This is a genomic window from Pantoea sp. RIT-PI-b (genome assembly GCF_001187905.1).
GTDB classification, from domain to species: Bacteria; Pseudomonadota; Gammaproteobacteria; order Enterobacterales; family Enterobacteriaceae; genus Pantoea; species Pantoea nemavictus.
Genome location: NZ_LGIS01000034.1, coordinates 1 through 26,049 on the forward strand (window position 1 = coordinate 1; position 26,049 = coordinate 26,049).

Below are 26,049 nucleotides of genomic sequence, written 5' to 3' on the forward strand. Positions count from 1 at the left end.
ACGTCATAATGAATTTCATTATGTGTTCACTCGTGAGACTTGATATTTTTTTGCGTCCGGAGACGCTGATATCAATCCTGCGAGTGCCCACACAGATTGTCTGATAAATTGTTAAAGAGCGTTGCGAACAGCGGGTTAACCGCCTGTCGCGAGGTGGCGTATATTACGCTTTCCTCCTTCAGAGTCAAACACTTTTTTCAGCGTTTCATCCGGCGGAAGTTCTTTCGAAGCTTCCTCACCAACACCACATTTCGTAAGCCGTTGTGCCGTGTTGATGGATGCGCATTATAGGGAGTTGTTCTCAGCACGCAACCGCTAAATTCAACAAAAACAACCGTTCGCTGCATTCCACAGCAAAACCCCGCCTTATACGCAGTTACGCACATAGTTATCCACACACAAGCGCACAAATGAATTTAGGCGAGCATCACGCAAACGTTTTCGCTACAATGCCCGGCGACGTCAAGGATGCCCCTTTTGGGGCGTTACATGAGGCAAGTGCTTCCTTCTATATAGAAGAAAGACACTAAGCTTGATGTAACGCTCTTTTTTACGCGAAACAAAGCCAAGGGATAAAACCACCATGCAACAACGTCGTCCTGTACGCCGCGCTCTGCTCAGTGTCTCTGATAAAGCCGGTATCCTCGAATTTGCTCAGGCACTCTCCAGTCGTGGTGTTGAGCTGCTCTCCACAGGCGGTACTGCACGTCTGCTGGCAGATGCGGGCCTGCCCGTCACCGAAGTTTCTGACTACACCGGTTTCCCGGAAATGATGGATGGACGCGTCAAAACGCTGCACCCGAAAGTGCACGGTGGCATTTTAGGCCGTCGCGGCCAGGATGATGCGATCATGGCACAACACGCCATCAACCCTATCGACATGGTGGTTGTGAACCTTTATCCCTTCGCCCAAACCGTTGCCAAACCTGATTGCTCGTTAGCTGACGCAGTAGAGAACATCGATATTGGTGGTCCAACTATGGTTCGCTCCGCAGCCAAGAACCATAAAGACGTCGCGATTGTGGTGAAGAGCAGCGATTACGAGGCGATCATTGCCGAGCTGGATGCTAATGAAAACTCACTTACGCTGGAAACGCGTTTCGATCTGGCCATAAAAGCCTTCGAACACACTGCCGCCTACGACAGCATGATTGCCAACTACTTCGGTAGCCTGGTTCCGGCTTATCACGGCGACAGCAAAGAACCTGCCGGCCGCTTCCCACGTACGCTCAATCTCAACTTCATCAAGAAGCAGGATATGCGTTACGGCGAGAACAGCCATCAGGATGCTGCCTTCTATATAGAAGAGAATGTGGCGGAAGCTTCCGTTGCTACTGCGCAGCAGGTTCAGGGTAAAGCGCTCTCCTACAACAATATCGCCGATACCGATGCTGCACTTGAGTGCGTGAAAGAGTTTGACGAAGCGGCGTGTGTCATCGTCAAACACGCCAACCCATGTGGTGTCGCGGTTGGCGGTTCGATTCTCGACGCTTACGAACGTGCCTACAAAACTGACCCGACTTCCGCGTTCGGCGGCATCATTGCCTTCAACCGCGAACTCGACGAAGCCACCGCGCAGGCCATCATCAGCCGCCAGTTTGTGGAAGTGATCATTGCTCCGTCCGCCAGTGAAGCAGCATTGAAAGTGACCGCCGCTAAACAGAACGTGCGCGTTCTGGTATGCGGCCAGTGGCAAGGCCGCGTTGCGGCGCTGGATTTCAAACGCGTAAACGGCGGCGTGCTGGTGCAGGATCGTGATTTAGGTATGGTGGAAGCCAGCCAACTACGCGTTGTTAGCAAGCGCCAGCCAACTGAGCAGGAACTGCGTGATGCGCTGTTCTGCTGGAAAGTGGCGAAATTCGTTAAATCCAATGCCATTGTTTATGCGCGCGACAATATGACTATCGGCATTGGCGCCGGTCAGATGAGCCGTGTCTATTCAGCCAAAATCGCTGGCATTAAAGCGGGTGATGAAGGCCTGGAAGTGAAAGGTTCGGCGATGGCGTCTGACGCATTCTTCCCGTTCCGTGACGGTATCGACGCCGCAGCAGCGGTCGGCATCAGCTGTGTGATTCAACCGGGTGGTTCAATCCGTGATGATGAAGTGATTGCCGCAGCTGATGAGCACGGTATCGCGATGATCTTCACCGACATGCGTCATTTCCGCCATTAATTGTTGGGAGCAGTACAGATGAAAATTTTAGTGATTGGTAACGGCGGACGTGAACACGCGCTGGCGTGGAAAGCAGCACAGTCGCCGCTGGCGGAAACCGTGTTTGTCGCACCAGGCAATGCCGGCACCGCACTCGAGCCAGCGCTGCAAAACGTGGCCATCAGCGCTACCGACGTTCCCGCACTGTTAGCTTTTGCGCAGCAGGAAAAGATCGATCTGACTATCGTCGGTCCGGAAGCGCCGCTGGTCATTGGCGTGGTTGACGCATTCCGTGCCGCAGGTCTGAAGATCTTTGGCCCAACGCAGGCCGCTGCTCAGCTGGAAGGCTCAAAGGCCTTCACCAAAGATTTTCTCGCGCGTCAGCAGATCCCAACCGCCGAGTACCAGAATTTCACCGAAGTGGAACCTGCGCTGGCGTATCTGCGTGAGAAAGGCGCACCGATCGTCATCAAAGCTGACGGTCTGGCTGCAGGTAAAGGCGTAATCGTGGCGATGGAACTGGCTGAAGCAGAAGCCGCAGTGCAAGACATGCTGGCCGGCAATGCGTTCGGCGATGCAGGTCACCGCATTGTGATTGAAGAGTTCCTTGATGGCGAAGAAGCCAGCTTTATCGTCATGGTTGACGGCAACAATGTGCTGCCGATGGCCACCAGCCAGGATCACAAACGTGTCGGCGATGGCGATACCGGCCCAAATACCGGTGGCATGGGCGCTTATTCTCCGGCACCCGTGGTAACCGATGAGATCCACCAGCGCGTGATGGATCAGATCATCTGGCCAACCGTTAACGGCATGAAGGCAGAAGGCAACATCTATACCGGTTTCCTGTATGCCGGTTTGATGATCGATAAAGCCGGCCAGCCAAAAGTGATCGAATTCAACTGCCGCTTTGGCGATCCAGAAACCCAACCGATCATGCTGCGTCTGCAGTCGGATCTGGTTGAGCTGTGCCTGGCAGCTACCGACGGCAAACTGGATCAGCAAACCTCACAGTGGGATCCGCGTCCATCACTGGGCGTGGTATTAGCGGCGGGCGGCTATCCGGGCGATTACCGCACCGGCGATCAGATTCACGGTCTGCCGCTGGAAGAAGTGCCGGACGGCAAAGTCTTCCATGCCGGTACCACTATGAAAGACGATTTGGTGGTCACCAACGGTGGCCGTGTGCTGTGCGTAACCGCGCTGGGTGACGATGTCGCCGCTGCGCAGCAGAATGCTTATGCACTGGCGCAACATATCTCGTGGGATGGCAGCTTCTGTCGCCGCGATATCGGTTACCGCGCAATTAACCGCAAATAAATACGCGAAGGGGCACTGCACGTGCCCCTTCTGTTATTCACCCGTCAGAAATCGCTCTCTTGCGGCTGCCAGCTACATTCGTCATCCGGCGTCGTGCGTAGTAACTGCACCCCTTCCGGCGCTTCCAGCCACGACACCATTAATGGCGCGGCATGGCCTTGCTGCTGGCGCGCGAGCGTATACAGCGTGTCACGATCGAAGGCCGCGTTCACCACTTTATCGTCGCATTCTCGCACCTGATTATCACCCAGCCAATGGCCCTGCCGCAGCAATACCCGCCCTTCCAGCAAGGCATTACTTTGGTCCAACATGCGCTGCGCATCGAAGCGATACAACTCTACGCTATCGGCACTGACCGCTTCACGTCGACCAGCCAGCTGGCGCTGCATGAAATTGAGATTGCCTTGATGATCGAAGCGTAAGGTCACGTCGTCCGGCTGTGCGCCTGCGACACGCCGCTCTACGCTAATCAGCTTCTGCTGCTGCCAGTTGTAATCGGTGGTCTCCATCGCATCACCATTGAACGGCGTAAAGACGGTTCGGAGATGGACAGCCTGATGGTCACTATTCTTGCGCCAGATGCGCACGGTGCCGCGATCGGCCAGATAGCCGCTCGCCGTAAAGGCAGGAAGATCGGGAGTGGAGCTACAGCCCGTAAGCAGCGCACCAAATAACAGGGCGCAGACGCGCTGAGAAATTGGATTCAGCATGGCAGGTCCCGGCAACAAAAAGGGGCGCTAACGCCCCCTCTTTTAAAGCTAAACCGCAATGCGGAAACTTACTTAACAGCGTCTTTCAGAGCTTTGCCTGAAACGAACGCAGGTACGTTTGCCGCAGCGATTTTGATCTCTTTGCCAGTCTGCGGGTTGCGACCGGTACGCTCAGCGCGGTGGTTCACTTTAAAAGTACCAAAACCAACCAGTTGTACAGCATCACCTTCTTTCAGAGACTCAGTGATCGCAGCCAGGGTAGATTCCAGCGCAGTCTTAGCCTGGGTTTTAGACAGGTCAGCTTTCTCTGCGATCACATCAATCAGTTGAGTCTTGTTCATAAGTTATCCTTAAAGTGTATTTATCGCTTGCTAAGCAACGAGTGCGAGGGAAAAGCCATTCTCAGGCCTTGTTCAGCCGGCACGCACCGATAGCCACAATTTTCAGCCCCCCAAATGTAGACCAGACAGGGGGCCGATGTGAAGCCTCCAGGCGCGGTAATTCGGGCCTGAAGTCACGTTTTCTTGCCTTATTGCTGAAAAAGTATACCGATGTTACTGATTCCCGCTTCGCGCAGGTCTGCACGCAGACCTTTAATCAATTCCAGGTCGCGTTCCTCGCACTCTGACAGCAGGCGGAAAATCTCCCACTGCAGGTCCCATTCATCGATGACAGCCTGATTTTCACGCAGCTCTTCGTCGGTCATTTCGCGACCGGCCTGGGTCATTTCCAGAATCGCCACGGTGGTGATCGAGGTGCGGCTGACTTCAACCGCGTGCTCCAGCGTTTCACCGCTGAGCTGCGCATGCAGTAATTCACTTAATGCCACGCACGCATCGATTGCCGGGTGCACGCCGTAAACGTCAAAATCGTCACCGTCAGGGATCGCGCTTTCAAATTTCTCCAGCTGACCGTCGAAATTGATTTTGGCGTCTTTGACCGTCAGGCTTTCCCAGATCAGATCAAGGATACGGCGATAGAGTTGCGGATCGGCGAATTCGGTCTGCTGGCAGAAAGCCCAATAGTTGGGGAACATGCGCTCGCAGAGACAGGCCATGAAAGTCATATGCTGCCAGCTTTCCAGCTTCGCCAGACGCAAATGGACGGGGTTCTGTAACATCAAACTTACTCTCAATAGGTTAGCTGGCGGCAGTGTACCGCAAAAGCCGGGTGCAAACAGCGTTAACGCGCATTTTGCCAACGCAGGAAAGCCGGGCGTCCCGAGGCGACAGCATCCGCCCAGCGCGTCGGTTCCGGCAGGCGATAGCCCGAGGTACAGACTTCCACCCAATGCAAAGCGCTGTCCAGGCTAACGCGATGGCCGGTGGAGATAAACAGCGGATTACAGCGCGCTTTACTGCGCCACACCCAGCCAATCTGCTCACCTTTGTCGATCAACGGCTGACGGCTGCCTGGCTCGGCATCCAGTTCGGCAAAACGTCCGCACAGACGCTTCTTCGCTACGCCAATGGTTGGCACATCCACCAGCGAACCGAAATGCGCCGCCACGCCAAGCCGACGTGGATGGGAAATACCATGACCATCAACAAACAGCAGATCGGGCCGCTGCGAGAGCTGCTGCCATGCTTCCAGCAGCGCCGGCATTTCGCGAAAGGATAAGAAGCCCGGAATATACGGCATGGTGGTAGCAATGCGTGCAATGCGATGTTCCACCAGCGTTAAAGAAGGATACTCAAGGATCACCAGGGCGGCGCGCGTAATCTCGCCACCCTGCTCAAAACCAACGTCAGCGCCACCAATAAAGCGTGGCGGCAGCACGTCAAAATCATCCTGCCGCACCACATCAGCAGCGCGTTGTAACTGTTCCTGGCGAAGGGCGGCTAAATCCACGATTAACCCTGATGATAAGGACGTGACAGACGATGTACCGCTTCCACAAACGCACCAGCATGCTCTGGCGGCACGTCAGGATGGATACCGTGACCCAGGTTAAACACATGGCCTTCACCCGTGCCAAACCCTTCAAGGATCCCTGCCACTTCCTGCTCGATACGCGCTGGCGGTGCATACAGCATGGAGGGATCCATGTTGCCCTGCAGTGCCACTTTATCGCCCACGCGACGACGCGCATCAGCAATATCGGTTGTCCAGTCCAGTCCCAGCGCATCACAGCCGGTTGCGGCGATCGCTTCCAGCCACTGGCCGCCACCTTTGGTGAACAGCGTAATCGGTACGCGGCGACCTTCGTTCTCGTGCAGCACGCTATCAACGATTTTGTGCATGTAGTACAGCGAGAATTCACGATAATCGCGTCCGGTCAGCACGCCGCCCCAGGTATCGAAGACCATGATTGACTGCGCGCCCGCTTTAATCTGCGCATTGAGGTAGAGAATGACGCTGTCCGCCAGCTTATCCAGCAGCAGGTGGAGAGTTTGCGGCTCGGCGTACATCATCTTTTTAATTTTCGTGAAGGCTTTACTGCTGCCGCCTTCCACCATGTAGGTCGCCAGCGTCCACGGACTGCCTGAGAAGCCAATCAGCGGCACTTCGCCCTTAAGGTTGTGACGAATAGTACGCACCGCGTTCATCACATAGCCGAGCTCTTGCTCGGGATCCGGTACCGGCAGCTTGTCGACATCCGCGCGGCAGGTGATCGGATTGGAGAAACGCGGGCCTTCGCCGGTTTCAAAGTAGAGCCCAAGTCCCATTGCATCTGGAATGGTGAGGATATCGCTGAAGAGGATCGCCGCGTCGAGCGCATAGCGACGCAGCGGCTGCAGCGTAACTTCACATGCCAGCTCGGCATTCTTACACAGCGACATAAAATCACCGGCTTCAGCGCGCGTGGCTTTGTACTCCGGCAAATAACGCCCGGCTTGTCGCATCATCCATACCGGCGTGACATCTACCGGTTGACGTAACAGGGCGCGCAGATAACGATCGTTCTTCAGTTCACTCATAATGGGCTCTCTCATGCTAAGGCCGGCAGTGTAGCATTTTCACGTCGCGCTGGCGCGACACAGGGCAACGGTATCTTCAATCAGGCGACGCGCAACGGTGCCGGGTGGCGGCAGAAGCGGTAAATCGTCATAGCGATACCAACCGGCATCCAGCAACTCTTTGCCATCATGTTGCAGATCACCGCCGTCATATTCCGCCATATACGCCATCATCAGTGAATGTGGGAACGGCCAGGGTTGCGAAGTAACGTAGCGCACGTTTTTCACCCGCACGTTGCTCTCCTCCATCACTTCGCGCGCCACCGCTTGTTCTAAGGTCTCACCCACTTCGACAAAGCCCGCCAGCACGGTGTAAATGTTGTTACGATGACGCGCATGATTGGCGAGCAGGATCTCATCACCACGGCGGATGGCCACGATGATGCACGGTGCAATTTGCGGGTAATAGCGCTCGCGGCAGTGATTGCACAGACAAGCAAATTCGCGCTTGCTGATGTGCATTTCATGGCCGCAATAGCCGCACCAGCGATGCGACCGATAGAACTCCGCCAGTTGCACGCCGCGCCCGGCGATTTGGAACAGGCCGACATCTTCATCAATCAGTTGGCGCACCGAGCCCATGCTATCCGGCCGCGCTTCCCGCACCAGCCAGACATTTTCGCCCTGCCATTCGCCAATCAAAATCGCGTGGCTGCCACTGAGTCCAAACTCGGTGGATAAGCCATGCGGCAGCTCGCCTTGCGGCAACCAAAGTTTTTGCTCATGGCTGACAATCCACCATCCAGCGTCTAAGCTTGAGATCTCACGTTGCATCTTAATCGTTGTCCTTAGCGTCAAACCACACGCTGAAACTCTAATATTAAGTGTGTAATAAACAACTATAACCTACCTGGAGCCCCATATGCTTAACCAGTTAGATGACCTGACAGAGCGTGTAGGCGGCGGAAATGAATTGGTTGATTCATGGTTGCATGCCCGCCGACAGTTGCTCGTCACGTACTATGAGCTTATTGGCATGAAGCCACAAAAAGATGCGTTAACCACGCTGGATGAACAGGCACTCGATGCCTTTTGCCACAATCTGGTGGACTACCTTTCAACCGGTCATTTCAGCGTGTATGAACACATTATTAGTGAGATGCAGGGTGATAACCCGCTGATGGTTGCCGCGCAGATCTATCCGGCATTAGAGGCGAATACAGACCACATGATGCAGCTCTACGACAGCCACCTGCAGCAGGCTATCAACGACGATAATTGCGTGGATTTTCAAACGGCGCTCTCTGAAGTTGGCGAAGTGCTGGAATCACGTTTCACGCTGGAAGATAAGCTGGTACAACTTGCCTGGGATAATCAGCTGGCGCATCTACCGGTTGCCAATGACAGCATCATCGCCCGCCCGGCTTGAATGCCCGCTGTTGTAAAAAACTTGTTATTCGAAAAAAGCCCTCTTATGCTAAATGGGCTTTTTTATTGTCCTCTTTAACGACAATCAAGAGCCAAATTTTGCGATATAAGCGTAGCGTGCGCAGCGAGTTCACGCTCGGACAGCGCGCAGGGACCGGAGCGTACACGTAGTACGTGACGGTCACGAGCACTGCCCAGGCGTGAAATAGCAAGCAAAGTAGCTTATATCGTAAAACACCAACTTGTCGGAGTGCCCAGTGGGGCTGAGACCGTTAATTCGGGATCCGCGGAACCTGATCAGGTTAGTACCTGCGAAGGGAACAAGAGTAGACATCATCAGCACGATGCACGTTGGCGCCCAGCATCGTTTCTGTTACTCCTTCCGAACTCTGGACAAGCAACTTCCAACATTCACAGGAAACTTGCTATGTCTGCTGTTAAAACTTCTCGTCGTGAACAACGTGCTCAGGCACAGGAATTTATCGATTCCCTGCAGGGAACCGCTTTCCCTCATTCAAAACGCATCTGGATCATCGGCAGCCGCGCGGATATTCGCGTACCGATGCGCGAGATACAGCTGAGCCCGACGCACATCGGCGGCAGCAAAGATCATCCGCAGTTTGAGCAGAATGAAGCGGTGCCGGTATATGACACTGCCGGCGCTTATGGTGATCCAGAAGCCACTATTGATGTCCATCAAGGGCTCGCCAGGCTACGCGCAGAGTGGATCGCCGAACGTGGTGACAGTGAAACTATCCACCAGCTGAGTTCCCGTTACACCCAACAGCGTCTGGCGGATGAAGGCTTGGATCATTTGCGTTTTGAGCATCTGCCGCAACCGCGTCGTGCCAAAGCGGGACGCTGCGTTACCCAACTGCACTATGCACGCCAAGGCATCATCACACCGGAGATGGAGTTCATCGCACTGCGTGAAAACATGGGCCGCGAGCGTGTTCGCAGTGAAGTACTGCTACAACAGCATCCCGGACACAGCTTTGGTGCCAATCTGCCGGAAAATATCACCGCTGAATTTGTCCGCCAGGAAGTGGCCAGCGGTCGCGCCATTATTCCTTCCAACATCAACCACCCCGAATCCGAACCGATGATTATTGGCCGCAACTTCCTGGTGAAGGTGAATGCCAATATCGGCAATTCGGCGGTAAGTTCATCGATTGAAGAAGAAGTGGAGAAACTGGTGTGGTCAACGCGATGGGGCGCAGACACCGTGATGGATCTCTCAACCGGCCGCTACATCCATGAAACGCGTGAATGGATTCTGCGTAACAGCCCGGTGCCGATTGGTACCGTGCCAATTTATCAGGCGCTGGAAAAGGTGAATGGAATTGCGGAAGACCTCAACTGGGACATTTTCCGCGATACGCTGTTAGAACAAGCGGAGCAAGGCGTCGATTACTTCACCATCCACGCTGGTGTGCTGCTGCGCTATGTGCCAATGACGGCTAAACGTCTCACCGGCATTGTGTCTCGCGGCGGATCGATTATGGCGAAATGGTGTTTGTCACATCACACTGAAAGCTTTCTCTATCTGCACTTCCGCGAGATTTGTGAAATCTGCGCCGCCTACGATGTGGCCCTGTCGCTCGGCGATGGCCTGCGTCCTGGCTCAATTCAGGATGCCAATGATGCAGCCCAGTTTGCCGAGCTGCATACGCTGGGTGAACTGACCAAAATCGCCTGGGAATACGATGTGCAGGTGATGATTGAAGGCCCCGGGCACGTACCGATGCAGATGATTCGCCGCAACATGACCGAACAGCTGGAACACTGCCACGAAGCGCCATTTTACACGCTCGGCCCGCTCACCACCGACATCGCGCCTGGCTACGACCACTTCACTTCCGGCATCGGTGCCGCGATGATTGGCTGGTTTGGCTGCGCCATGTTGTGTTACGTGACGCCGAAAGAGCACCTCGGCTTACCGAATAAAGAGGATGTGAAGCAGGGACTGATCACCTACAAGATCGCCGCGCACGCGGCAGACCTGGCGAAAGGCCACCCGGGCGCGCAGATCCGCGACAATGCGATGTCGAAAGCGCGCTTTGAATTCCGTTGGGAAGATCAGTTCAATCTGGCACTCGATCCGCACACCGCGCGCGCCTATCACGATGAAACCTTGCCGCAGGAATCGGGAAAAGTGGCGCACTTTTGTTCAATGTGCGGCCCAAAATTCTGCTCAATGAAAATCACCCAGGAAGTACGCGAGTTTGCTGCACGCCAACAGGCTGAAGCTCAGCCGATTGAAATGGGCATAGTGCAAATGGCGAATGCTTTCCGCAATCGTGGCGGCGAGATCTATCACGCTGCCGATACCCTTAAAGAGGAAAATGTATGACCGACGCCTTTCCTGCCACGGCCCCAAAACTGGGGCTGTATCCGGTTGTTGATAGCGTGGAATGGATCGCGCGCCTGCTAGAAGCCGGTGTGCGCACCCTCCAGCTACGCATCAAAGATTGCGAGGATCATGAAGTTGAAGATGCGGTGCGCGAGGCAATTGTGCTCGGCAAGCAGTATCGTGCACGCCTGTTTATCAATGATTACTGGCGCTTAGCCATCAAATACCATGCTTACGGTGTGCACCTTGGCCAGGAGGACCTCGATGTTGCCGATCTGACGGCGATTCGTGCGGCAGGATTGCGCCTGGGTTTATCGACGCATGATGATGCCGAACTGGACCGCGCGCTCGCGCTGCGCCCTTCTTACATTGCACTTGGCCACATTTATCCCACGCAAACCAAAGACATGCCATCAGCTCCGCAGGGCGTGGCGGAATTGAAACGTCATCTGGCGCGTTTGCAGGGTGTGCCAACCGTGGCGATTGGTGGTATTTCACTGGCGCGCGTACCTGAAGTTCTGGCAACAGGCGTTGGCAGCATTGCGGTGGTAAGCGCGATTACTCAGGCAGCAGACTGGCGCGCGGCAACGCAGGAGCTGCTGACGCTGGTTGAAAACGGAATCGAACCCGCAGAAGTGATGTAACGCGCTGTAAATTTTTATGAAATGCTGGAAGCTGCCGCGCAGCAGTAGAATGTGACGGCTAGCATCCTTTCCTGACAAGACTAAAGTGTGCCTGCCCGCTGTCGCTTGCAGCGGGCCAGGGCTGGTCTTAACCTCTCCCAGCCCTGCCTTTCTCTATTACGTCAGGGAGGCGGTATGCACAGTTTCAACACCACAGGCCAGCATGGCACGTTCTACTGCTGCACCGAGTTGGGCTATCGCCTGCTCTGTATGCTCATTCATTGGCAAACCGTAATTCAGGCGCAGGCAGTTACGATATTTGCCCGAGGCCGAAAACAGCGACCCTACCGCGACCTGCATGTTCAGCTCACGCAACTCGTTATTCAGTCTTACCGCGTCAAACGCCTCTGGCAACTCAATCCACATCAGGAAGCTGCCCTGCGGACGCGACACGCATATTCCGCACGGGAAATAGTGGCGCACCCAGCAGCTAAAGGTTTCATAGTTACGTTGATACACCTGACGCATGCGCCGCAGGTGCGGCAGATAGTGACCAAGGCGAATAAACTCGGCGACCGCATGCTGAGGCTGTGTTGCCGTCGAACCGGTGCTGATGTACTTCATATGCAGTACGCGATCGCGATAGCGCCCCGGCGCTACCCAACCCACGCGCAATCCCGGCGCCAGCGTCTTGGAGAACGAACTGCACAGCAACACGCGGCCATCCTGATCCAGCGATTTGATGGTAACGGGGCGCGGATATTCCCACGCCAGTTCGCCATACACATCGTCTTCAATAATCGCGGCATCAAAACGCTGCGCCAGCGTTACCAGCGCACGTTTGCGAGATTCGGGCATGATAAAGCCCAGCGGATTATTGCAATTCGGCACCACCACCACCGCTTTAATCGGCCACTGCTCGAAGGCGAGTTCCAGCGCTTCCAGACTGATACCCGTCACCGAATCGGTGGGAATCTCAATGGCGCGAATGCCGAAGCCACGCAAGGTCTGCATGGTGCCGTGAAAAGTGGGCGATTCGACAGCAATGATGTCTCCCGCCTGGCATATTGCACGAATGGAGATCGACAACGCTTCATGGCAGCCGGTGGTGATCACGATATCTTCAGCAGTAAGCTGGCAACCGCTGTCGATCGTCAGTCGTGCGACCTGTTCGCGCAACGCTGCAACGCCCAGCAAGCTGTCATAGTTGAGTTGATCAACATCCTGTTTCTGCGCCATGCGGCTTTGAATTTTCCACAGCGGTTTCAGTGTTGGCTGAGTCAAATCGGGCATGCCGCTTCCGAGTTGCAGTACATCGCTATTAGTCCGGCTGCTGAGCAGCTCCAGTACCGATTCCCACTGGGTAATCTCTACCGGACGCTGTGCAGGTCGGGTTAAGGCGGGTACGGGCGGCGTAGCTTTACGCGTTGCAACGAAATAACCGGAACGCGGCTGCGGCACGATCAGCTGTTTCTCTTCCAACAGATGATACGCCTGCTGCACCGTGCTGATGCTCACACCGTGTTCCAGGCTGAGCGTGCGTACCGATGGTAAACGTTCGCCGCTGCGGTACAGCCCTTGCTCTATCCGATCGGAGAGCAGACATGCTAAATGTTGGTAACGCGTCATCGTATGCCTCAACCAGCGAGTAATCACATAAAACCAGTACAGATACCCAGCATTATTACCATTCAGATCTATTGAATGGCAATCTGTATGTTAAAGATAAGTGTTTTTTGCGTCTGTATCATAATGCGTAGGAATTGGACAATGCATCTCAGGCAACCTATTGAGGGCAAAGATTATGGAATTCGATCAAAACCGCGCAGCTAAACCTTTTGATGTAACTTTACTGGATATTTTTCGCGGCGCAGTGCGCATGGTGAAAAACTGGAAAGCACGGCGTGACACTCATCGTATCCTGTCAAAATTGAGTGATAACCAGCTTCGCGATATCGGACTCACACGTGACGACGTCTGCCGTAAGTTCTGACAAAATTGCGACGAAAAAAAACCCTGCCGAGGCAGGGTTTTTTATTGGTCAGCTTTAGCAGACGAATTACTCGTCGTCGCTTCCGCCCAGACCGGCGTTCAGCAATTCTGCCAGGCTAGCAGAGGCTTCATCCGCAGTAACCTGCGGTGCAACCGGTGCTTCACCCGCAGAGCGGCGACGCATACGATCCTGGTGATAAGCATAACCGGTACCGGCTGGGATCAGACGACCCACGATCACGTTCTCTTTCAGGCCGCGCAGTTCGTCGCGCTTGCCTGCTACTGCTGCTTCGGTCAGGACACGTGTGGTCTCCTGGAACGATGCTGCAGAGATGAACGATTCAGTTGCCAGTGACGCTTTGGTGATACCCAGCAGATCGCGCATGAACGTCGCGCCGATTTTGCCATTCGCTTCAAGTTCACGGTTAGAGATCTTGATGCGAGAGTATTCAGCCTGCTCACCTTCCAGGAAGTCGGTGCTTCCCACGCTCGAGATAGTTGCTTTACGCAGCATCTGACGAACGATGACTTCAATGTGTTTATCGTTAATCTTAACGCCTTGCAGACGGTAAACTTCCTGCACTTCGTTAGTGATGTAACGGGTCACAGCATGGACGCCACGCAGACGCAGGATGTCGTGCGGAGACTCTGGGCCGTCAGATACGACGTCACCACGTTCTACGCGCTCACCTTCGAATACGTTAAGCTGACGCCATTTTGGAATCATCTCTTCGTACGGATCGCTACCATCAACCGGCGTAATCACCAGACGACGCTTACCTTTGGTCTCTTTACCGAAGGAGATGATACCGCTGATCTCCGCCAGGATTGCTGGCTCTTTCGGACGACGCGCTTCGAACAAGTCAGCAACGCGCGGCAGACCACCGGTAATATCCTTGGTACCGCCAGATTCCTGCGGAACACGCGACAGCGTGTCACCGGCACTGATCTTAACGCCATCTTCCAGCTGAACAATCGCTTTGCCCGGCAGGAAGTACTGAGCTGGCATATCGGTACCTGGGATCAGCACATCATTTCCGTTGGCATCAATAATTTTCAGCGCAGGACGCAGATCTTTACCACCCGCAGTACGTTCTGCAGAGTCCAGAACCACCAGCGATGACAGACCGGTTAAGTCGTCAGTCTGACGGGTAATGGTCTGGCCGTCGATCATGTCAGTGAAGCGAATGAAACCGCCCACTTCAGTAATGACCGGCATGGTATGCGGATCCCAGTTTGCTACGGTCTCGCCCGCTGCAACCTGCTCACCGTCACCTTTCGCCATGACCGCACCGTAAGGCACTTTATAGCTCTCTTTGGTACGACCGAACTCGTCGATCATTTTCAGCTCAACGTTACGTGAAACGATAACCAGTTTCCCTGAGGAGTTGGTTACTGACTTCGCGTTGGTCAGCTTGATAGTACCTTTGTTCTTCACCTGGATGCTGGATTCAGCAGCCGCACGAGATGCCGCACCACCGATGTGGAACGTACGCATCGTCAGCTGAGTACCCGGCTCACCGATGGACTGTGCTGCGATAACGCCGATGGCCTCACCTTTATTGATGATGTGACCACGTGCCAGATCGCGACCGTAGCAGTGTGCACATACACCGAAGTCGGTTTCACAACCAACAACCGAGCGCACTTTGATGGCATCGACTGAATTCAGTTCGATCACATCACACCAGTGCTCATCGATCAGGGTGTTACGCGGAATCAGGATATCTGCAGTGCCCGGCTTCAGAACGTCTTCAGCCGTTACACGACCCAGTACACGCTCACGCAGTGGCTCTTTAACGTCGCCACCTTCGATGACCGGAGTCATCATGATGCCTTCGAACGTGCCGCAGTCATCTTCGGTAACCACAAGATCCTGCGCTACGTCTACCAGACGACGCGTCAGATAACCGGAGTTAGCAGTTTTCAGTGCGGTATCCGCAAGACCTTTACGCGCACCGTGCGTGGAGATGAAGTACTGGAGTACGTTCAGACCTTCACGGAAGTTCGCGGTGATCGGCGTTTCGATGATTGAGCCATCTGGCTTAGCCATCAGACCACGCATACCGGCCAGCTGACGAATCTGTGCAGCAGAACCACGCGCACCGGAGTCGGCCATCATGTAGATGCTGTTGAACGATACCTGCTGCTCTTCTTCGCCGTGACGGTTAATCACAGTTTCAGTTTGCAGGTTATCCATCATCGCTTTGGAAACGCGTTCGTTAGCGGCGGCCCAAATATCGATAACTTTGTTGTAACGTTCGCCAGCAGTTACCAGACCAGACTGGAACTGTTCCTGAATCTCAGCAACTTCCGCTTCCGCTTCCGCTACGATTTCCGCTTTCTTCGCTGGGATCACCATGTCGTCGATACCGACAGAGGCACCTGAACGGGCTGCATAAGCAAAACCGGTGTACATGGTTTGGTCAGCAAAGATAACGGTCGGCTTCAGGCCAAGGATGCGGTAACAGGTGTTCAGCATCTTGGAAATCGCTTTCTTACCCAACGCCTGGTTGACGATGGAGTAAGGCAGGCCTTTCGGTACGATCATCCACAGAATCGCACGACCAATGGTGGTGTCGATAATGCTGGTTTTCGCAACGAACTCTTCCTGCTCGTTCTTGGTGTATTCAGTGATACGCACTTTAACGCGTGCATGCAGCTCAGCCAGGCCAGCGCGATAAACACGCTCAGCTTCTTTCGGGCCAGTCAGTACCATGCCTTCGCCTTTGGCGTTCACTTTGTCGCGGGTCATGTAGTACAGACCCAGAACAACGTCCTGTGAAGGAACGATGATTGGCTCGCCGTTCGCTGGTGACAGAATGTTGTTGGTCGACATCATCAGCGCACGCGCTTCCAGCTGGGCTTCCAGCGTCAGCGGTACGTGAACAGCCATCTGGTCACCATCGAAGTCGGCGTTATAGGCCGCACAAACCAGCGGGTGCAGCTGAATTGCTTTACCTTCGATCAGAACCGGTTCAAACGCCTGGATACCCAAACGGTGCAGAGTTGGTGCACGGTTCAGCAGTACCGGGTGTTCGCGGATCACTTCGTCCAAGATATCCCAAACGACAGCTTCTTCGCGCTCAACCATTTTCTTCGCGGCTTTGATGGTGGTGGCGAGGCCACGCAGTTCCAGCTTGCCGTAAATGAACGGTTTGAACAGCTCAAGAGCCATTTTCTTCGGCAGACCGCACTGGTGCAGACGCAGGTATGGACCAACGGTGATGACTGAACGTCCAGAGTAGTCAACACGTTTACCCAACAGGTTCTGACGGAAACGACCCTGTTTACCTTTAATCATGTCTGCCAGAGATTTCAACGGACGCTTGTTCGAGCCAGTGATGGCGCGACCGCGACGGCCGTTATCCAACAGTGCATCAACCGCTTCCTGCAGCATACGTTTTTCGTTACGTACGATGATGTCTGGCGCAGCCAGATCCAGCAGACGTTTCAGACGGTTGTTACGGTTGATCACGCGACGATACAGATCGTTCAGATCCGACGTAGCGAAACGACCACCATCCAGCGGTACCAGCGGACGCAGATCTGGCGGCAGAACCGGCAGAACGGTCAGGATCATCCACTCTGGCTTGTTACCAGATTGAACGAACGCTTCCAGCAGCTTGATACGCTTGGTCAGCTTCTTACGTTTGGTCTCGGAGTTGGTTTCGTTCAGCTCTTCGCGCAGCTGCTCGCACTCTTGCTCCAGATCCATATTTTTCAGCAGCGCCTGGATAGCTTCCGCACCCATCTTCGCATCGAATTCGTCACCGAACTCTTCCAGCGCGTCAAGATACTGCTCTTCCGTCAGAATCTGACGTTTTTCCAGGTTGGTCATGCCGCCTTCGATAACCACATAAGATTCGAAGTACAGCACGCGCTCAATATCACGCAGTGGCATATCCAGCAGCAAGCCGATACGCGAAGGCAGTGATTTCAGGAACCAAATGTGCGCAGTAGGTGAAGCCAACTCAATGTGGCCCATGCGCTCACGACGTACTTTGGTCTGTGTAACTTCAACGCCACACTTCTCACAGATCACGCCGCGATGTTTTAAACGCTTGTACTTACCGCACAGGCATTCGTAGTCTTTTACCGGTCCGAAAATACGGGCACAGAAAAGGCCGTCACGCTCTGGCTTAAAGGTACGATAGTTAATGGTTTCCGGCTTTTTAACTTCACCAAAAGACCATGAACGGATCATGTCTGGCGAGGCCAGAGCAATTTTGATCGCATCAAACTCTTCGGTCTTAGTTTGCGCTTTCAGAAACTTAAGTAAGTCTTTCACGGATTAGCTCCCGTCGGAGTGGAACTCTCAGGGACGCGCACCCGAAGTGCACGTCCCGTAACCAGTACTTGCGAGTACTTACTCGTCTTCCAGCTCGATGTTGATACCCAGCGAGCGAATCTCTTTCAACAGTACGTTGAAGGATTCAGGCATGCCCGGTTCCATCTGATGGTTACCGTCGACGATGTTTTTATACATCTTCGTACGGCCGTTAACGTCATCAGATTTAACGGTAAGCATTTCCTGCAGGGTATACGCGGCACCGTATGCTTCCAGTGCCCACACTTCCATCTCACCGAAGCGCTGTCCACCGAACTGCGCTTTACCACCCAGCGGCTGCTGAGTAACCAAGCTGTAAGAACCGGTAGAACGTGCGTGCATCTTGTCGTCGACCAAGTGGTTCAGTTTCAGCATGTACATGTAACCTACGGTTACCTGACGCTCAAACTGCTCACCGGTACGGCCGTCGAACAGGGTGATCTGACCGGAAGAAGGCAGACCGCCGAGCTGCAGCAGCTCTTTGATTTCGCTCTCTTTCGCACCGTCAAACACCGGAGTCGCGATTGGCATACCCTTCTTCAGGTTTTCTGCCAGACGCAGCACTTCGTCGTCGGTAAAGGTGTTCAGGTCAACTTTCTGACGCACATCGGTGCCCAGATCGTAAGCACGCTGGATAAACTCACGCAGTTTGGAGACTTCTTCCTGCTTCTTCAGCATCGCATTGATTTTTTCACCAATGCCTTTCGCCGCCATACCAAGGTGAGTTTCCAGAATCTGACCGATGTTCATACGCGATGGTACGCCCAGCGGGTTCAGTACGATGTCGACCGGCGTACCGTTCTCATCGTAAGGCATGTCTTCGATAGGGTTGATCTTAGAGATAACACCCTTGTTACCGTGACGACCTGCCATCTTGTCACCAGGCTGGATCTGACGTTTAACGGCCAGATACACCTTAACGATTTTCAGCACGCCGGGTGCTAGATCATCGCCTTGAGTGATTTTGCGACGCTTAGCTTCAAGTTTCTTCTCAAACTCGTGCTTCAGCTCGTCGTACTGCTCAGCCAGCTGCTCCAGAGAGTTCTGCTTCTCTTCGTCAGTCAGGCCCAGCTCCAACCAGCGCTCACGTGGCAATTTGTCCAGCTTGTCAGCTTCAACGCCACCCGAGATCAGTACTGCCTGGATACGACCAAACAGGCCAGCTTCAAAGATCTGCAGTTCTTCAGACAGGTCTTTCTTAACCTGCTTCAGCTGCATCTCTTCGATTTCCAGCGCGCGCTTGTCTTTTTCCACGCCATCGCGGGTGAAGACCTGCACGTCGATAACAGTACCGGATACGCCGTTCGGAACGCGCAGTGACGAATCTTTCACGTCAGAGGCTTTTTCACCGAAGATCGCACGCAGCAGTTTTTCTTCTGGCGTCAGCTGGGTTTCACCTTTCGGCGTCACCTTACCAACCAGAATGTCGCCACCGGTCACTTCCGCACCGATATACACGATGCCGGATTCATCCAGCTTAGAAAGCGCCGCTTCACCCACGTTCGGGATATCAGCGGTGATCTCTTCTGGCCCCAGCTTGGTGTCACGAGACACACATGCCAGTTCCTGAATGTGAATGGTAGTGAAACGGTCTTCCTGAACCACACGCTCGGATACGAGGATGGAGTCTTCGAAGTTGTAACCGTTCCATGGCATGAACGCCACGCGCATGTTCTGACCCAGCGCCAGTTCACCGAGATCGGTAGACGGACCATCTGCCAGCACGTCGCCACGTTCAATCGGCTCACCCAGATTCACACATGGCATCTGGTTGATGCAGGTGTTCTGGTTAGAACGGGTGTACTTAGTCAGGTTGTAGATGTCGATGCCCGCTTCGCCCGGATACATCTCTTCTTCGTTAACTTTAATAACGATACGAGACGCATCAACGTACTGAACGGTACCACCACGCTTCGCTACGGCAGTTACACCGGAGTCAACCGCTACTGCACGCTCCATACCGGTACCAACCAGCGGCTTATCAGCACGCAGAGTTGGAACCGCCTGACGTTGCATGTTCGCACCCATCAAGGCGCGGTTAGCATCATCGTGCTCCAGGAACGGAATCAGTGACGCACCGACAGAAACCACCTGCTGGGTGGAAACATCCATGTAGTCAACTTGATCGCGACTGAACAGGCTTGATTCACCCTTGCTACGGCAGGTAACGAGATCGTCAACAAAGCTGCCATCGTCTGCAAGGTTGGTGTTCGCCTGAGCGATAACGTAGTTACCCTCTTCGATTGCAGAGAGGTAATGAATTTCGTCACTCACTTTGCCGTCAACAACGCGACGATACGGGGTTTCAAGGAAACCGTATTCGTTAGTCTGCGCGTAAACAGAAAGTGAGTTGATCAGACCGATGTTCGGGCCTTCCGGGGTTTCGATAGGACATACACGACCGTAGTGAGTTGGGTGTACGTCACGTACTTCGAAGCCGGCGCGCTCACGAGTCAGACCGCCTGGGCCCAGAGCAGAGATACGACGTTTGTGCGTAATCTCAGACAACGGGTTGTTCTGATCCATAAACTGTGACAGCTGGCTTGAACCGAAGAACTCTTTCACCGCCGCCGAAATCGGCTTAGCGTTGATCATGTCCTGCGGCATCAACGTATCGAGGTCGCCAAGAGACAGACGCTCTTTAACTGCACGCTCAACACGGACCAGACCTACACGGAACTGGTTTTCAGCCATTTCACCGACTGAACGAATACGACGGTTACCGAGGTGATCGATATCATCCACTTCACCGATACCGTTACGGATACCGATAAGTTTCTTCATCACTTCGATGATGTCGTCTTTGCTCAGGATGCCTGAACCTTCGATCTCATCACGCAGCAGAGAACGGTTGAACTTCATGCGGCCTACCGCAGAAAGATCGTAACGATCTTCAGAGAAGAACAGGTTCTCAAACAGGTTTTCAGCGGCTTCACGCGTCGGTGGCTCACCAGGGCGCATCATGCGGTAGATCTCAACCAGCGCGCTTAAGCGATCGTTGGTTGGGTCAACACGCAAGGTCTCGGAGATGTACGCACCGTGATCCAGGTCGTTGGTGAACAGCGTTTCAATGCGCTTGTGGCCTGACTGGCTCAGTTTCGCCAGCAGATCCAGTGACAATTCCATGTTGGCAGGAACGATCAGTTCGCCGGTGTTCAGATCGACGTAGTCTTTAGCAACTACTTTGCCAGCAATGTATTCAACTGGCACTTCGATATGCTGAATGTTGTCTTTTTCCAGCTGACGGATGTGGCGCGCAGTGATGCGACGACCTTTCTCAACGTAGACCGTGCCGTTGGCTTCGATATCGAAGGAGGCGGTTTCACCACGCAGGCGCTCAGGCACCAGTTCCATCTGCAGTTTGTTATCGCGGATTTCATAAACGACTTTGTCAAAGAACAGATCGAGGATTTGTTCTGAGGTGAAGTTTAACGCGCGCAGAATGATACTGGCCGGCAGCTTACGACGACGGTCAATACGGACGAAGAGGTTGTCTTTCGGGTCAAACTCGAAGTCGAGCCATGAACCGCGGTAAGGGATGATACGTGCGTTATACAGCACTTTACCGGAAGAGTGCGTTTTACCCTTATCGCTGTCAAAGAACACGCCTGGACTACGATGCAGCTGAGAAACGATAACACGCTCAGTACCATTGATGACAAAGGTACCGTTGTCTGTCATGAGTGGAATTTCACCCATGTAGACTTCTTGTTCTTTAATGTCTTTTACGGTGCCTTCCGGCGCTTCGCGCTCGTAGATCACCAGACGCAGTTTCACGCGCAGCGGTGCCGAATAGGTCACGCCACGGATCTGACATTCAGTTACGTCAAAGACAGGCTCACCCAAACGGTAGCTTACATACTGCAACTCAGAGTTGCCGCTGTAGCTAGAGATCGGGAATACGGAGCGGAAGGCTGCTTCCAGACCGTACTGGCCTTCTGGATCTTGCTCGATAAACTTCTGGAACGAGTCAAGCTGGATAGAAAGGAGATATGGAATGTCCAAAACTTGTGGACGTTTACCAAAATCCTTACGAATACGTTTTTTCTCGGTATAGGAGTAAACCATGGGGTTCCTCAGCTAGCTGACATGTCGAACCACGCTGTCCGTCCTGAAAAGGACAGTTCATGCAACACTATTTTTTGTTTTTCATGCGATGCGCTGCACCCCATGCAATACATCTTTCTATCACTCTTAAATCATTTCATCGCCGTTGTTCAGGCAGGGAACCTTCACAGGAGAGCGATATATTAAGGCGTCGATAGAAAAAGATATTGAAGAGGAATGACGGACAAACAGTGCGAAACGCCATCATTCCCCTGTAGCGCAAAAAGGCTGGTGACCTGAACAGTCACCAGCCATCAGCCTAATGTTACTCAGGCTGCAACCCGAAGGTTGTCTTACTTAACTTCAACTTCAGCGCCAGCTTCTTTCAGAGCAGCTTCAAGAGCGGCTGCGTCATCTTTGCTGATGCCTTCTTTGATAGTACCAGTAGCTTCAACCAGGTCTTTAGCTTCTTTCAAGCCCAGGCCAGTTGCAGTACGTACTGCTTTGATTACTGCGACTTTGTTAGCGCCAACAGCTTTCAGAACTACGTCGAATTCAGTTTTCTCTTCAACAGCTTCAGCTGGGCCAGCAGCAACAGCTACAGCGGCAGCAGCAGAAACGCCGAATTTTTCTTCCATAGCAGAAACCAGCTCAACTACTTCCATTACGGACATAGCGGCAACAGCTTCCAGAATTTGGTCTTTAGTGATAGACATATCGATTGTTCCTAAAAATCAGAAAAAGTTTATACGGTAGCAAGCACGAAGGAAAAGAATTTGGCCTTAAGCCGCTTCTTTTGCATCGCGCACAGCAGCCAGAGTACGAACCAGTTTGCCAGCAGCGGCTTCTTTCATGGTCGACATCAGACGTGCCAGTGCTTCTTCGTAAGTCGGCAGAGTTGCCAGACGGTCAATATTGGCCGCCGTGATCAGCTCACCTTCAAAGGCTGCAGCTTTGACCTCAAATTTTGCATTCGCTTTCGCGAAATCTTTGAACAGACGAGCAGCAGCGCCCGGGTGTTCTAAAGAGTATGCAATCAGGGTCGGACCAACAAACGTGTCTTTCAGGCACTCGAATGGAGTACCTTCAACGACGCGGCGCAGCAGGGTGTTACGAACAACACGCATGTAAACGCCAGCTTCACGACCTGCTTTACGCAGTTCGGTCATTTTATCAACGGTCACGCCACGGGAATCCGCAACAACCGCTGAAAGCGCGCCTTTGGCTACTTCGCTAACTTCAGCAACAATCGCTTGTTTGCCTTGAAGATTTAATGCCATTAGCTTTTGCTCCTGGATTGACCGGGAATAATTTCCCGGAACTCACTTCACTTATTCACCCGAGGGCGATAAGCGCTATTACACGGTGAGCAGAATCCAGTGAAGAAAAAATTCTTTTTGGTTCTGTCACCGTCTACGCAGGGTATTAAGCAAGATATCCGAAAATATTCTGCTCCTGCGGTCTTGGACGGAGGCCAGGATAAGGCCTGGCTCCAACCTAAGCGACTGAACTGCTAAGTGTTTAGACTTAGCTGATCATTCACTTTGAATCTGGGTTCTGGATTGAATGTTTAACCAGAACAACGGGCGTAAGATTCTAGATGAATTTTTCGCCCGTTACAAGCAGCAATTAGTTTGCTGATGCGCTCAGACCAGCCTGGTCAACGGCAACGCCGGCGCCCATGGTGGTAGAGATGCTGACTTTCTTGATGTACACGCCTTTCGCCTGTGATGGTTTCGCTTTTTTCAGCGCAACCAGCAGAGATTCCAGGTTTTCTTTCAATTTGTCAGTGTCAAAATCCACTTTACCAATGGTGGTGTGGATGATGCCGTTTTTGTCGTTACGATAACGAACCTGACCTGCTTTAGCATTTTTAACTGCTTCAGCAACGTTAGGAGTTACAGTACCAACTTTCGGGTTAGGCATCAGACCGCGTGGGCCCAGAACCTGGCCCAACTGGCCAACAACGCGCATTGCATCTGGAGATGCGATAACAACGTCAAAGTTCATTTCGCCTTTCTTAATCTGCTCAGCCAGATCTTCCATACCTACCAGCTCTGCGCCAGCTGCTTTAGCAGCTTCAGCATTTGCGCCTTGGGTGAAGACAGCAACACGTACTGAACGACCAGTACCGTGTGGCAGAACGGTCGCGCCGCGCACGTTCTGATCAGATTTACGTGCATCGATGCCGAGGTTAACAGCAACGTCAACGCTTTCTACGAACTTAGCAGTAGCCAGTTCTTTCAGCAGAGCAACAGCTTCGTTGATGTCGTACTGCTTAGTAGCATCAACTTTGTCACGGATTACGCTCATGCGCTTGGTCAGCTTAGCCATTTATTAATCCTCTACTACCAGGCCCATGGAACGTGCAGTACCTTCGATAGAGCGAGTCATCGCTTCTACGTCAGAACCAGTCATGTCCGCAGCTTTAGTTTCTGCGATTTCACGTACCTGAGCACGGGAAACTTTACCGACTTTATCTTTGTTCGGCTTACCAGAACCAGACTTGATGCCCGCTGCTTTTTTCAGCAGTACGGCAGCCGGAGGGGTTTTGGTAACGAAGGTGAAAGAACGGTCGCTGTATACGGTGATAACAACAGGAGTAGGCAGGCCTTTCTCCAGGGATTCAGTCTTAGCGTTGAACGCTTTGCAGAATTCCATGATGTTAACACCCTGCTGACCCAGAGCTGGACCAACAGGTGGGCTTGGGTTAGCCATACCAGCTGCAACCTGCAGCTTAACGTAGGCTTGTACTTTCTTGGCCATGATAATTCCTCAATTGGGTTATAACGCCTGAAAAACAGGCTCCCCGTGATAACGATTTATACGCCGTTGCCGGCACATAAAAACAAAAGGCGCGAAATTATAGGTAAATTTCGCGCCTTTCGCAAGAGCTAAAAAGTGAACAAAAGGGTTAACCTTTCTCCACCTGAGCAAAGTCGAGTTCCACTGGCGTTGCGCGGCCAAAGATGGAAACAGACACTTTCAAGCGGCTCTTCTCGTAGTCCACTTCTTCGACCACACCGTTGAAGTCTGCAAACGGGCCATCGCTGACGCGAACCATCTCGCCTGGCTCGAACAGTGTTTTTGGACGCGGTTTATCACCAACCTGCTGCAGACGGTTCATGATCGCGTCAACTTCTTTGTCACTGATTGGCGCTGGACGGTCAGAAGTACCACCAATAAAGCCCATTACACGCGGTACGCTACGCACTAAGTGCCAGCTGGCATCATTCATCACCATCTGAACCAATACGTAGCCAGGGAAGAATTTACGTTCGCTTTTGCGGCGCTGGCCGCCACGGATTTCAACGACTTCTTCAGTCGGCACCATGACTTCGCCAAAAAGCTCTTCCATGTTGTGCAGTTTGATATGCTCGTGCAGCGACTTTGCTACACGTGCTTCAAAACCGGAGAACGCCTGAACGACGTACCAGCGTTTTTTTGGAGCTTCAGACATCTCAGAACCTCAGGCCAGTGATAAACGATACCAGGCGGACCAGAATGCCATCCAGCCCCCACAAAATCAGTGACATCACGGCAGTTACCGCGGCAACGATTAACGTGGTGTGCAATGTTTCCTGGCGAGTTGGCCAAATGACCTTACGCATTTCGGTTTTTGCTTCACGAGCAAATGCCACGGTCGCTTTACCTTTGATTGTCAGCAATGCAATGCCGCCTGCGGCAGCAATCAGCACAACTACAGCCAGCGCGCGCAGAGGCAATGTTACATCGCGATAAATATAGTTGCCGACGATTGCTACCAGGAGCAAGGCGACCACAACTACCCATTTCATCGCTTCAAGGCCGCGCCCGCTTCCTTGAGCTTCGGTATTCGCACTCATAAACCAACCTGCCACAATAATTCAGAAACTATTCTGCCCCGCAGAGCGAGGCATCCAAACCGAATGAGCTGTTGAGCGTAACTCGGTATCCAACGCCGTGAAACAGAGCCTGTCTCAACAATGATTATGATTGAAAATCACTGATGAGCCAGGTTCTATGTAACAGCGTGCAAAAAGGGCATCAAATGATGCCCTTTCCTTGTGCATTGCGTCAAATGTTATCGCAATTAAGCGATAATTGTAGCAACAACACCCGCACCAACAGTACGGCCGCCTTCACGGATAGCGAAGCGCAAGCCTTCATCCATCGCGATTGGGTGGATCAGCTCAACGGTCATCTGAACGTTGT

At 53.2% G+C, this 26,049-nt stretch carries 21 protein-coding genes, 1 pseudogene and 1 riboswitch; of the genes and pseudogenes, 6 read left to right on the forward strand and 16 right to left on the reverse strand.

The genetic code is table 11. From position 1 onward, the window contains the following. Nucleotides 1-583: 583 nt before the first annotated feature. Together purH and purD are read left to right on the forward strand one after the other, a co-directional pair. Nucleotides 584-2,173: a bifunctional phosphoribosylaminoimidazolecarboxamide formyltransferase/IMP cyclohydrolase gene (purH, locus tag AC790_RS23635; protein WP_049853479.1), complete on the forward strand. Its 1,590-nt coding sequence runs from the start codon at nt 584-586 to the stop codon at nt 2,171-2,173. 18 nt (nt 2,174-2,191) lie between these two features. Continuing rightward, entirely contained in the window at nt 2,192-3,472 is a 1,281-nt protein-coding gene (gene purD, locus AC790_RS23640) for a phosphoribosylamine--glycine ligase (RefSeq protein WP_049853480.1), read from the forward strand. A gap of 44 nt (nt 3,473-3,516) precedes the next feature. Here purD and AC790_RS23645 read toward each other — a convergent pair whose 3' ends face one another. The 6 genes from AC790_RS23645 to nudC all read right to left on the reverse strand — a co-directional run bounded on the left by AC790_RS23645 (nt 3,517) and on the right by nudC (nt 7,916). Further along, on the reverse strand, nt 3,517-4,182 hold the full coding sequence (locus AC790_RS23645) for a DUF1481 domain-containing protein (protein WP_049853481.1): 666 nt from the start codon (nt 4,180-4,182) through the stop codon (nt 3,517-3,519). 68 nt (nt 4,183-4,250) lie between these two features. Beyond that, nucleotides 4,251-4,523, reverse strand: coding sequence for a nucleoid-associated protein HU-alpha (hupA, locus tag AC790_RS23650; protein ID WP_007886275.1), 273 nt, complete (start codon nt 4,521-4,523; stop codon nt 4,251-4,253). 188 nt (nt 4,524-4,711) lie between these two features. Then, on the reverse strand, nt 4,712-5,302 hold the full coding sequence (locus AC790_RS23655; protein WP_049853482.1) for a YjaG family protein: 591 nt from the start codon (nt 5,300-5,302) through the stop codon (nt 4,712-4,714). Between the two features lie 62 nt (nt 5,303-5,364). Continuing rightward, the gene (nfi, locus tag AC790_RS23660; RefSeq protein WP_007886280.1) at nt 5,365-6,033 is read right to left on the reverse strand and encodes a deoxyribonuclease V; all 669 of its coding nucleotides are present in this window, start codon (nt 6,031-6,033) and stop codon (nt 5,365-5,367) included. A gap of 2 nt (nt 6,034-6,035) precedes the next feature. Then, nucleotides 6,036-7,103 (reverse strand): uroporphyrinogen decarboxylase, encoded by a 1,068-nt coding sequence (gene hemE / locus AC790_RS23665; protein WP_049853483.1) that lies wholly within the window; start codon nt 7,101-7,103, stop codon nt 6,036-6,038. Between the two features lie 39 nt (nt 7,104-7,142). After that, nucleotides 7,143-7,916 carry an NAD(+) diphosphatase gene (gene nudC, locus AC790_RS23670; RefSeq protein ID WP_007886283.1) on the reverse strand — a complete coding sequence of 258 codons (774 nt, stop codon included), beginning with the start codon at nt 7,914-7,916 and terminating at the stop codon, nt 7,143-7,145. Between the two features lie 88 nt (nt 7,917-8,004). On the opposite strand from nudC, the gene AC790_RS23675 reads away from it, so the two are divergent. The 3 genes from AC790_RS23675 to thiE all read left to right on the forward strand — a co-directional run bounded on the left by AC790_RS23675 (nt 8,005) and on the right by thiE (nt 11,507). Next, the gene (locus AC790_RS23675) at nt 8,005-8,511 is read left to right on the forward strand and encodes an Rsd/AlgQ family anti-sigma factor (protein WP_049853484.1); all 507 of its coding nucleotides are present in this window, start codon (nt 8,005-8,007) and stop codon (nt 8,509-8,511) included. Nucleotides 8,512-8,746: 235 nt separating this feature from the next. Beyond that, a riboswitch (TPP riboswitch) is annotated at nt 8,747-8,847 on the forward strand. Between the two features lie 90 nt (nt 8,848-8,937). Further along, nucleotides 8,938-10,863: a phosphomethylpyrimidine synthase ThiC gene (thiC, locus tag AC790_RS23680; RefSeq protein ID WP_049853485.1), complete on the forward strand. Its 1,926-nt coding sequence runs from the start codon at nt 8,938-8,940 to the stop codon at nt 10,861-10,863. Continuing rightward, the gene (gene thiE, locus AC790_RS23685) at nt 10,860-11,507 is read left to right on the forward strand and encodes a thiamine phosphate synthase (protein WP_049853486.1); all 648 of its coding nucleotides are present in this window, start codon (nt 10,860-10,862) and stop codon (nt 11,505-11,507) included. The genes thiC and thiE overlap by 4 nt, the downstream gene beginning before the upstream one ends. A gap of 156 nt (nt 11,508-11,663) precedes the next feature. Here thiE and AC790_RS23690 read toward each other — a convergent pair whose 3' ends face one another. Further along, complete coding sequence (locus AC790_RS23690) at nt 11,664-13,115, reverse strand: PLP-dependent aminotransferase family protein (protein ID WP_049853487.1); 1,452 nt, start codon at nt 13,113-13,115, stop codon at nt 11,664-11,666. 175 nt (nt 13,116-13,290) lie between these two features. Between AC790_RS23690 and AC790_RS23695 the strand changes: the two genes are divergently transcribed. Further along, nucleotides 13,291-13,479 carry a DUF1127 domain-containing protein gene (locus AC790_RS23695; RefSeq protein ID WP_007886288.1) on the forward strand — a complete coding sequence of 63 codons (189 nt, stop codon included), beginning with the start codon at nt 13,291-13,293 and terminating at the stop codon, nt 13,477-13,479. Nucleotides 13,480-13,545: 66 nt separating this feature from the next. Here AC790_RS23695 and rpoC read toward each other — a convergent pair whose 3' ends face one another. The 9 genes and pseudogenes from rpoC to AC790_RS24510 all read right to left on the reverse strand — a co-directional run. Beyond that, the gene (gene rpoC, locus AC790_RS23700) at nt 13,546-17,769 is read right to left on the reverse strand and encodes a DNA-directed RNA polymerase subunit beta' (RefSeq protein WP_007886289.1); all 4,224 of its coding nucleotides are present in this window, start codon (nt 17,767-17,769) and stop codon (nt 13,546-13,548) included. Nucleotides 17,770-17,847: 78 nt separating this feature from the next. Further along, on the reverse strand, nt 17,848-21,876 hold the full coding sequence (rpoB, locus tag AC790_RS23705) for a DNA-directed RNA polymerase subunit beta (protein ID WP_007886290.1): 4,029 nt from the start codon (nt 21,874-21,876) through the stop codon (nt 17,848-17,850). A gap of 332 nt (nt 21,877-22,208) precedes the next feature. Further along, nucleotides 22,209-22,571 carry a 50S ribosomal protein L7/L12 gene (rplL, locus tag AC790_RS23710; RefSeq protein ID WP_007886292.1) on the reverse strand — a complete coding sequence of 121 codons (363 nt, stop codon included), beginning with the start codon at nt 22,569-22,571 and terminating at the stop codon, nt 22,209-22,211. 66 nt (nt 22,572-22,637) lie between these two features. Further along, nucleotides 22,638-23,135, reverse strand: a complete 498-nt coding sequence (rplJ, locus tag AC790_RS23715) for a 50S ribosomal protein L10 (RefSeq protein WP_007886294.1) — start codon at nt 23,133-23,135, stop codon at nt 22,638-22,640. A 349-nt stretch (nt 23,136-23,484) separates the two neighbouring features. Then, complete coding sequence (gene rplA / locus AC790_RS23720; protein ID WP_007886296.1) at nt 23,485-24,189, reverse strand: 50S ribosomal protein L1; 705 nt, start codon at nt 24,187-24,189, stop codon at nt 23,485-23,487. Nucleotides 24,190-24,192: 3 nt separating this feature from the next. Then, nucleotides 24,193-24,621 carry a 50S ribosomal protein L11 gene (rplK, locus tag AC790_RS23725; RefSeq protein WP_007886298.1) on the reverse strand — a complete coding sequence of 143 codons (429 nt, stop codon included), beginning with the start codon at nt 24,619-24,621 and terminating at the stop codon, nt 24,193-24,195. Between the two features lie 148 nt (nt 24,622-24,769). After that, a complete protein-coding gene (nusG, locus tag AC790_RS23730; protein ID WP_007886300.1) occupies nt 24,770-25,315 on the reverse strand; it encodes a transcription termination/antitermination protein NusG in 546 nt (181 codons plus the stop codon). 1 nt (nt 25,316) lies between these two features. Next, on the reverse strand, nt 25,317-25,700 hold the full coding sequence (secE, locus tag AC790_RS23735; RefSeq protein ID WP_007886301.1) for a preprotein translocase subunit SecE: 384 nt from the start codon (nt 25,698-25,700) through the stop codon (nt 25,317-25,319). A 227-nt stretch (nt 25,701-25,927) separates the two neighbouring features. Then, nucleotides 25,928-26,049, reverse strand: a pseudogene (locus tag AC790_RS24510) (elongation factor Tu); the annotation flags it as partial.

Bases quoted from the DNA above. Each gene is read 5' to 3' on its own strand.
- purH (WP_049853479.1), top strand. From the start codon at position 584: ATGCAACAACGTCGTCCTGTACGCCGCGCTCTGCTCAGTGTCTCTGAT.
- purD (WP_049853480.1), top strand. From the start codon at position 2,192: ATGAAAATTTTAGTGATTGGTAACGGCGGACGTGAACACGCGCTGGCG.
- AC790_RS23645 (WP_049853481.1), bottom strand. From the start codon at position 4,182: ATGCTGAATCCAATTTCTCAGCGCGTCTGCGCCCTGTTATTTGGTGCG.
- hupA (WP_007886275.1), bottom strand. From the start codon at position 4,523: ATGAACAAGACTCAACTGATTGATGTGATCGCAGAGAAAGCTGACCTG.
- AC790_RS23655 (WP_049853482.1), bottom strand. From the start codon at position 5,302: ATGTTACAGAACCCCGTCCATTTGCGTCTGGCGAAGCTGGAAAGCTGG.
- hemE (WP_049853483.1), bottom strand. From the start codon at position 7,103: ATGAGTGAACTGAAGAACGATCGTTATCTGCGCGCCCTGTTACGTCAA.
- nudC (WP_007886283.1), bottom strand. From the start codon at position 7,916: ATGCAACGTGAGATCTCAAGCTTAGACGCTGGATGGTGGATTGTCAGC.
- AC790_RS23675 (WP_049853484.1), top strand. From the start codon at position 8,005: ATGCTTAACCAGTTAGATGACCTGACAGAGCGTGTAGGCGGCGGAAAT.
- thiC (WP_049853485.1), top strand. From the start codon at position 8,938: ATGTCTGCTGTTAAAACTTCTCGTCGTGAACAACGTGCTCAGGCACAG.
- thiE (WP_049853486.1), top strand. From the start codon at position 10,860: ATGACCGACGCCTTTCCTGCCACGGCCCCAAAACTGGGGCTGTATCCG.
- AC790_RS23690 (WP_049853487.1), bottom strand. From the start codon at position 13,115: ATGACGCGTTACCAACATTTAGCATGTCTGCTCTCCGATCGGATAGAG.
- AC790_RS23695 (WP_007886288.1), top strand. From the start codon at position 13,291: ATGGAATTCGATCAAAACCGCGCAGCTAAACCTTTTGATGTAACTTTA.
- rpoB (WP_007886290.1), bottom strand. From the start codon at position 21,876: ATGGTTTACTCCTATACCGAGAAAAAACGTATTCGTAAGGATTTTGGT.
- rplL (WP_007886292.1), bottom strand. From the start codon at position 22,571: ATGTCTATCACTAAAGACCAAATTCTGGAAGCTGTTGCCGCTATGTCC.
- rplJ (WP_007886294.1), bottom strand. From the start codon at position 23,135: ATGGCATTAAATCTTCAAGGCAAACAAGCGATTGTTGCTGAAGTTAGC.
- rplA (WP_007886296.1), bottom strand. From the start codon at position 24,189: ATGGCTAAGCTGACCAAGCGCATGAGCGTAATCCGTGACAAAGTTGAT.
- rplK (WP_007886298.1), bottom strand. From the start codon at position 24,621: ATGGCCAAGAAAGTACAAGCCTACGTTAAGCTGCAGGTTGCAGCTGGT.
- nusG (WP_007886300.1), bottom strand. From the start codon at position 25,315: ATGTCTGAAGCTCCAAAAAAACGCTGGTACGTCGTTCAGGCGTTCTCC.
- secE (WP_007886301.1), bottom strand. From the start codon at position 25,700: ATGAGTGCGAATACCGAAGCTCAAGGAAGCGGGCGCGGCCTTGAAGCG.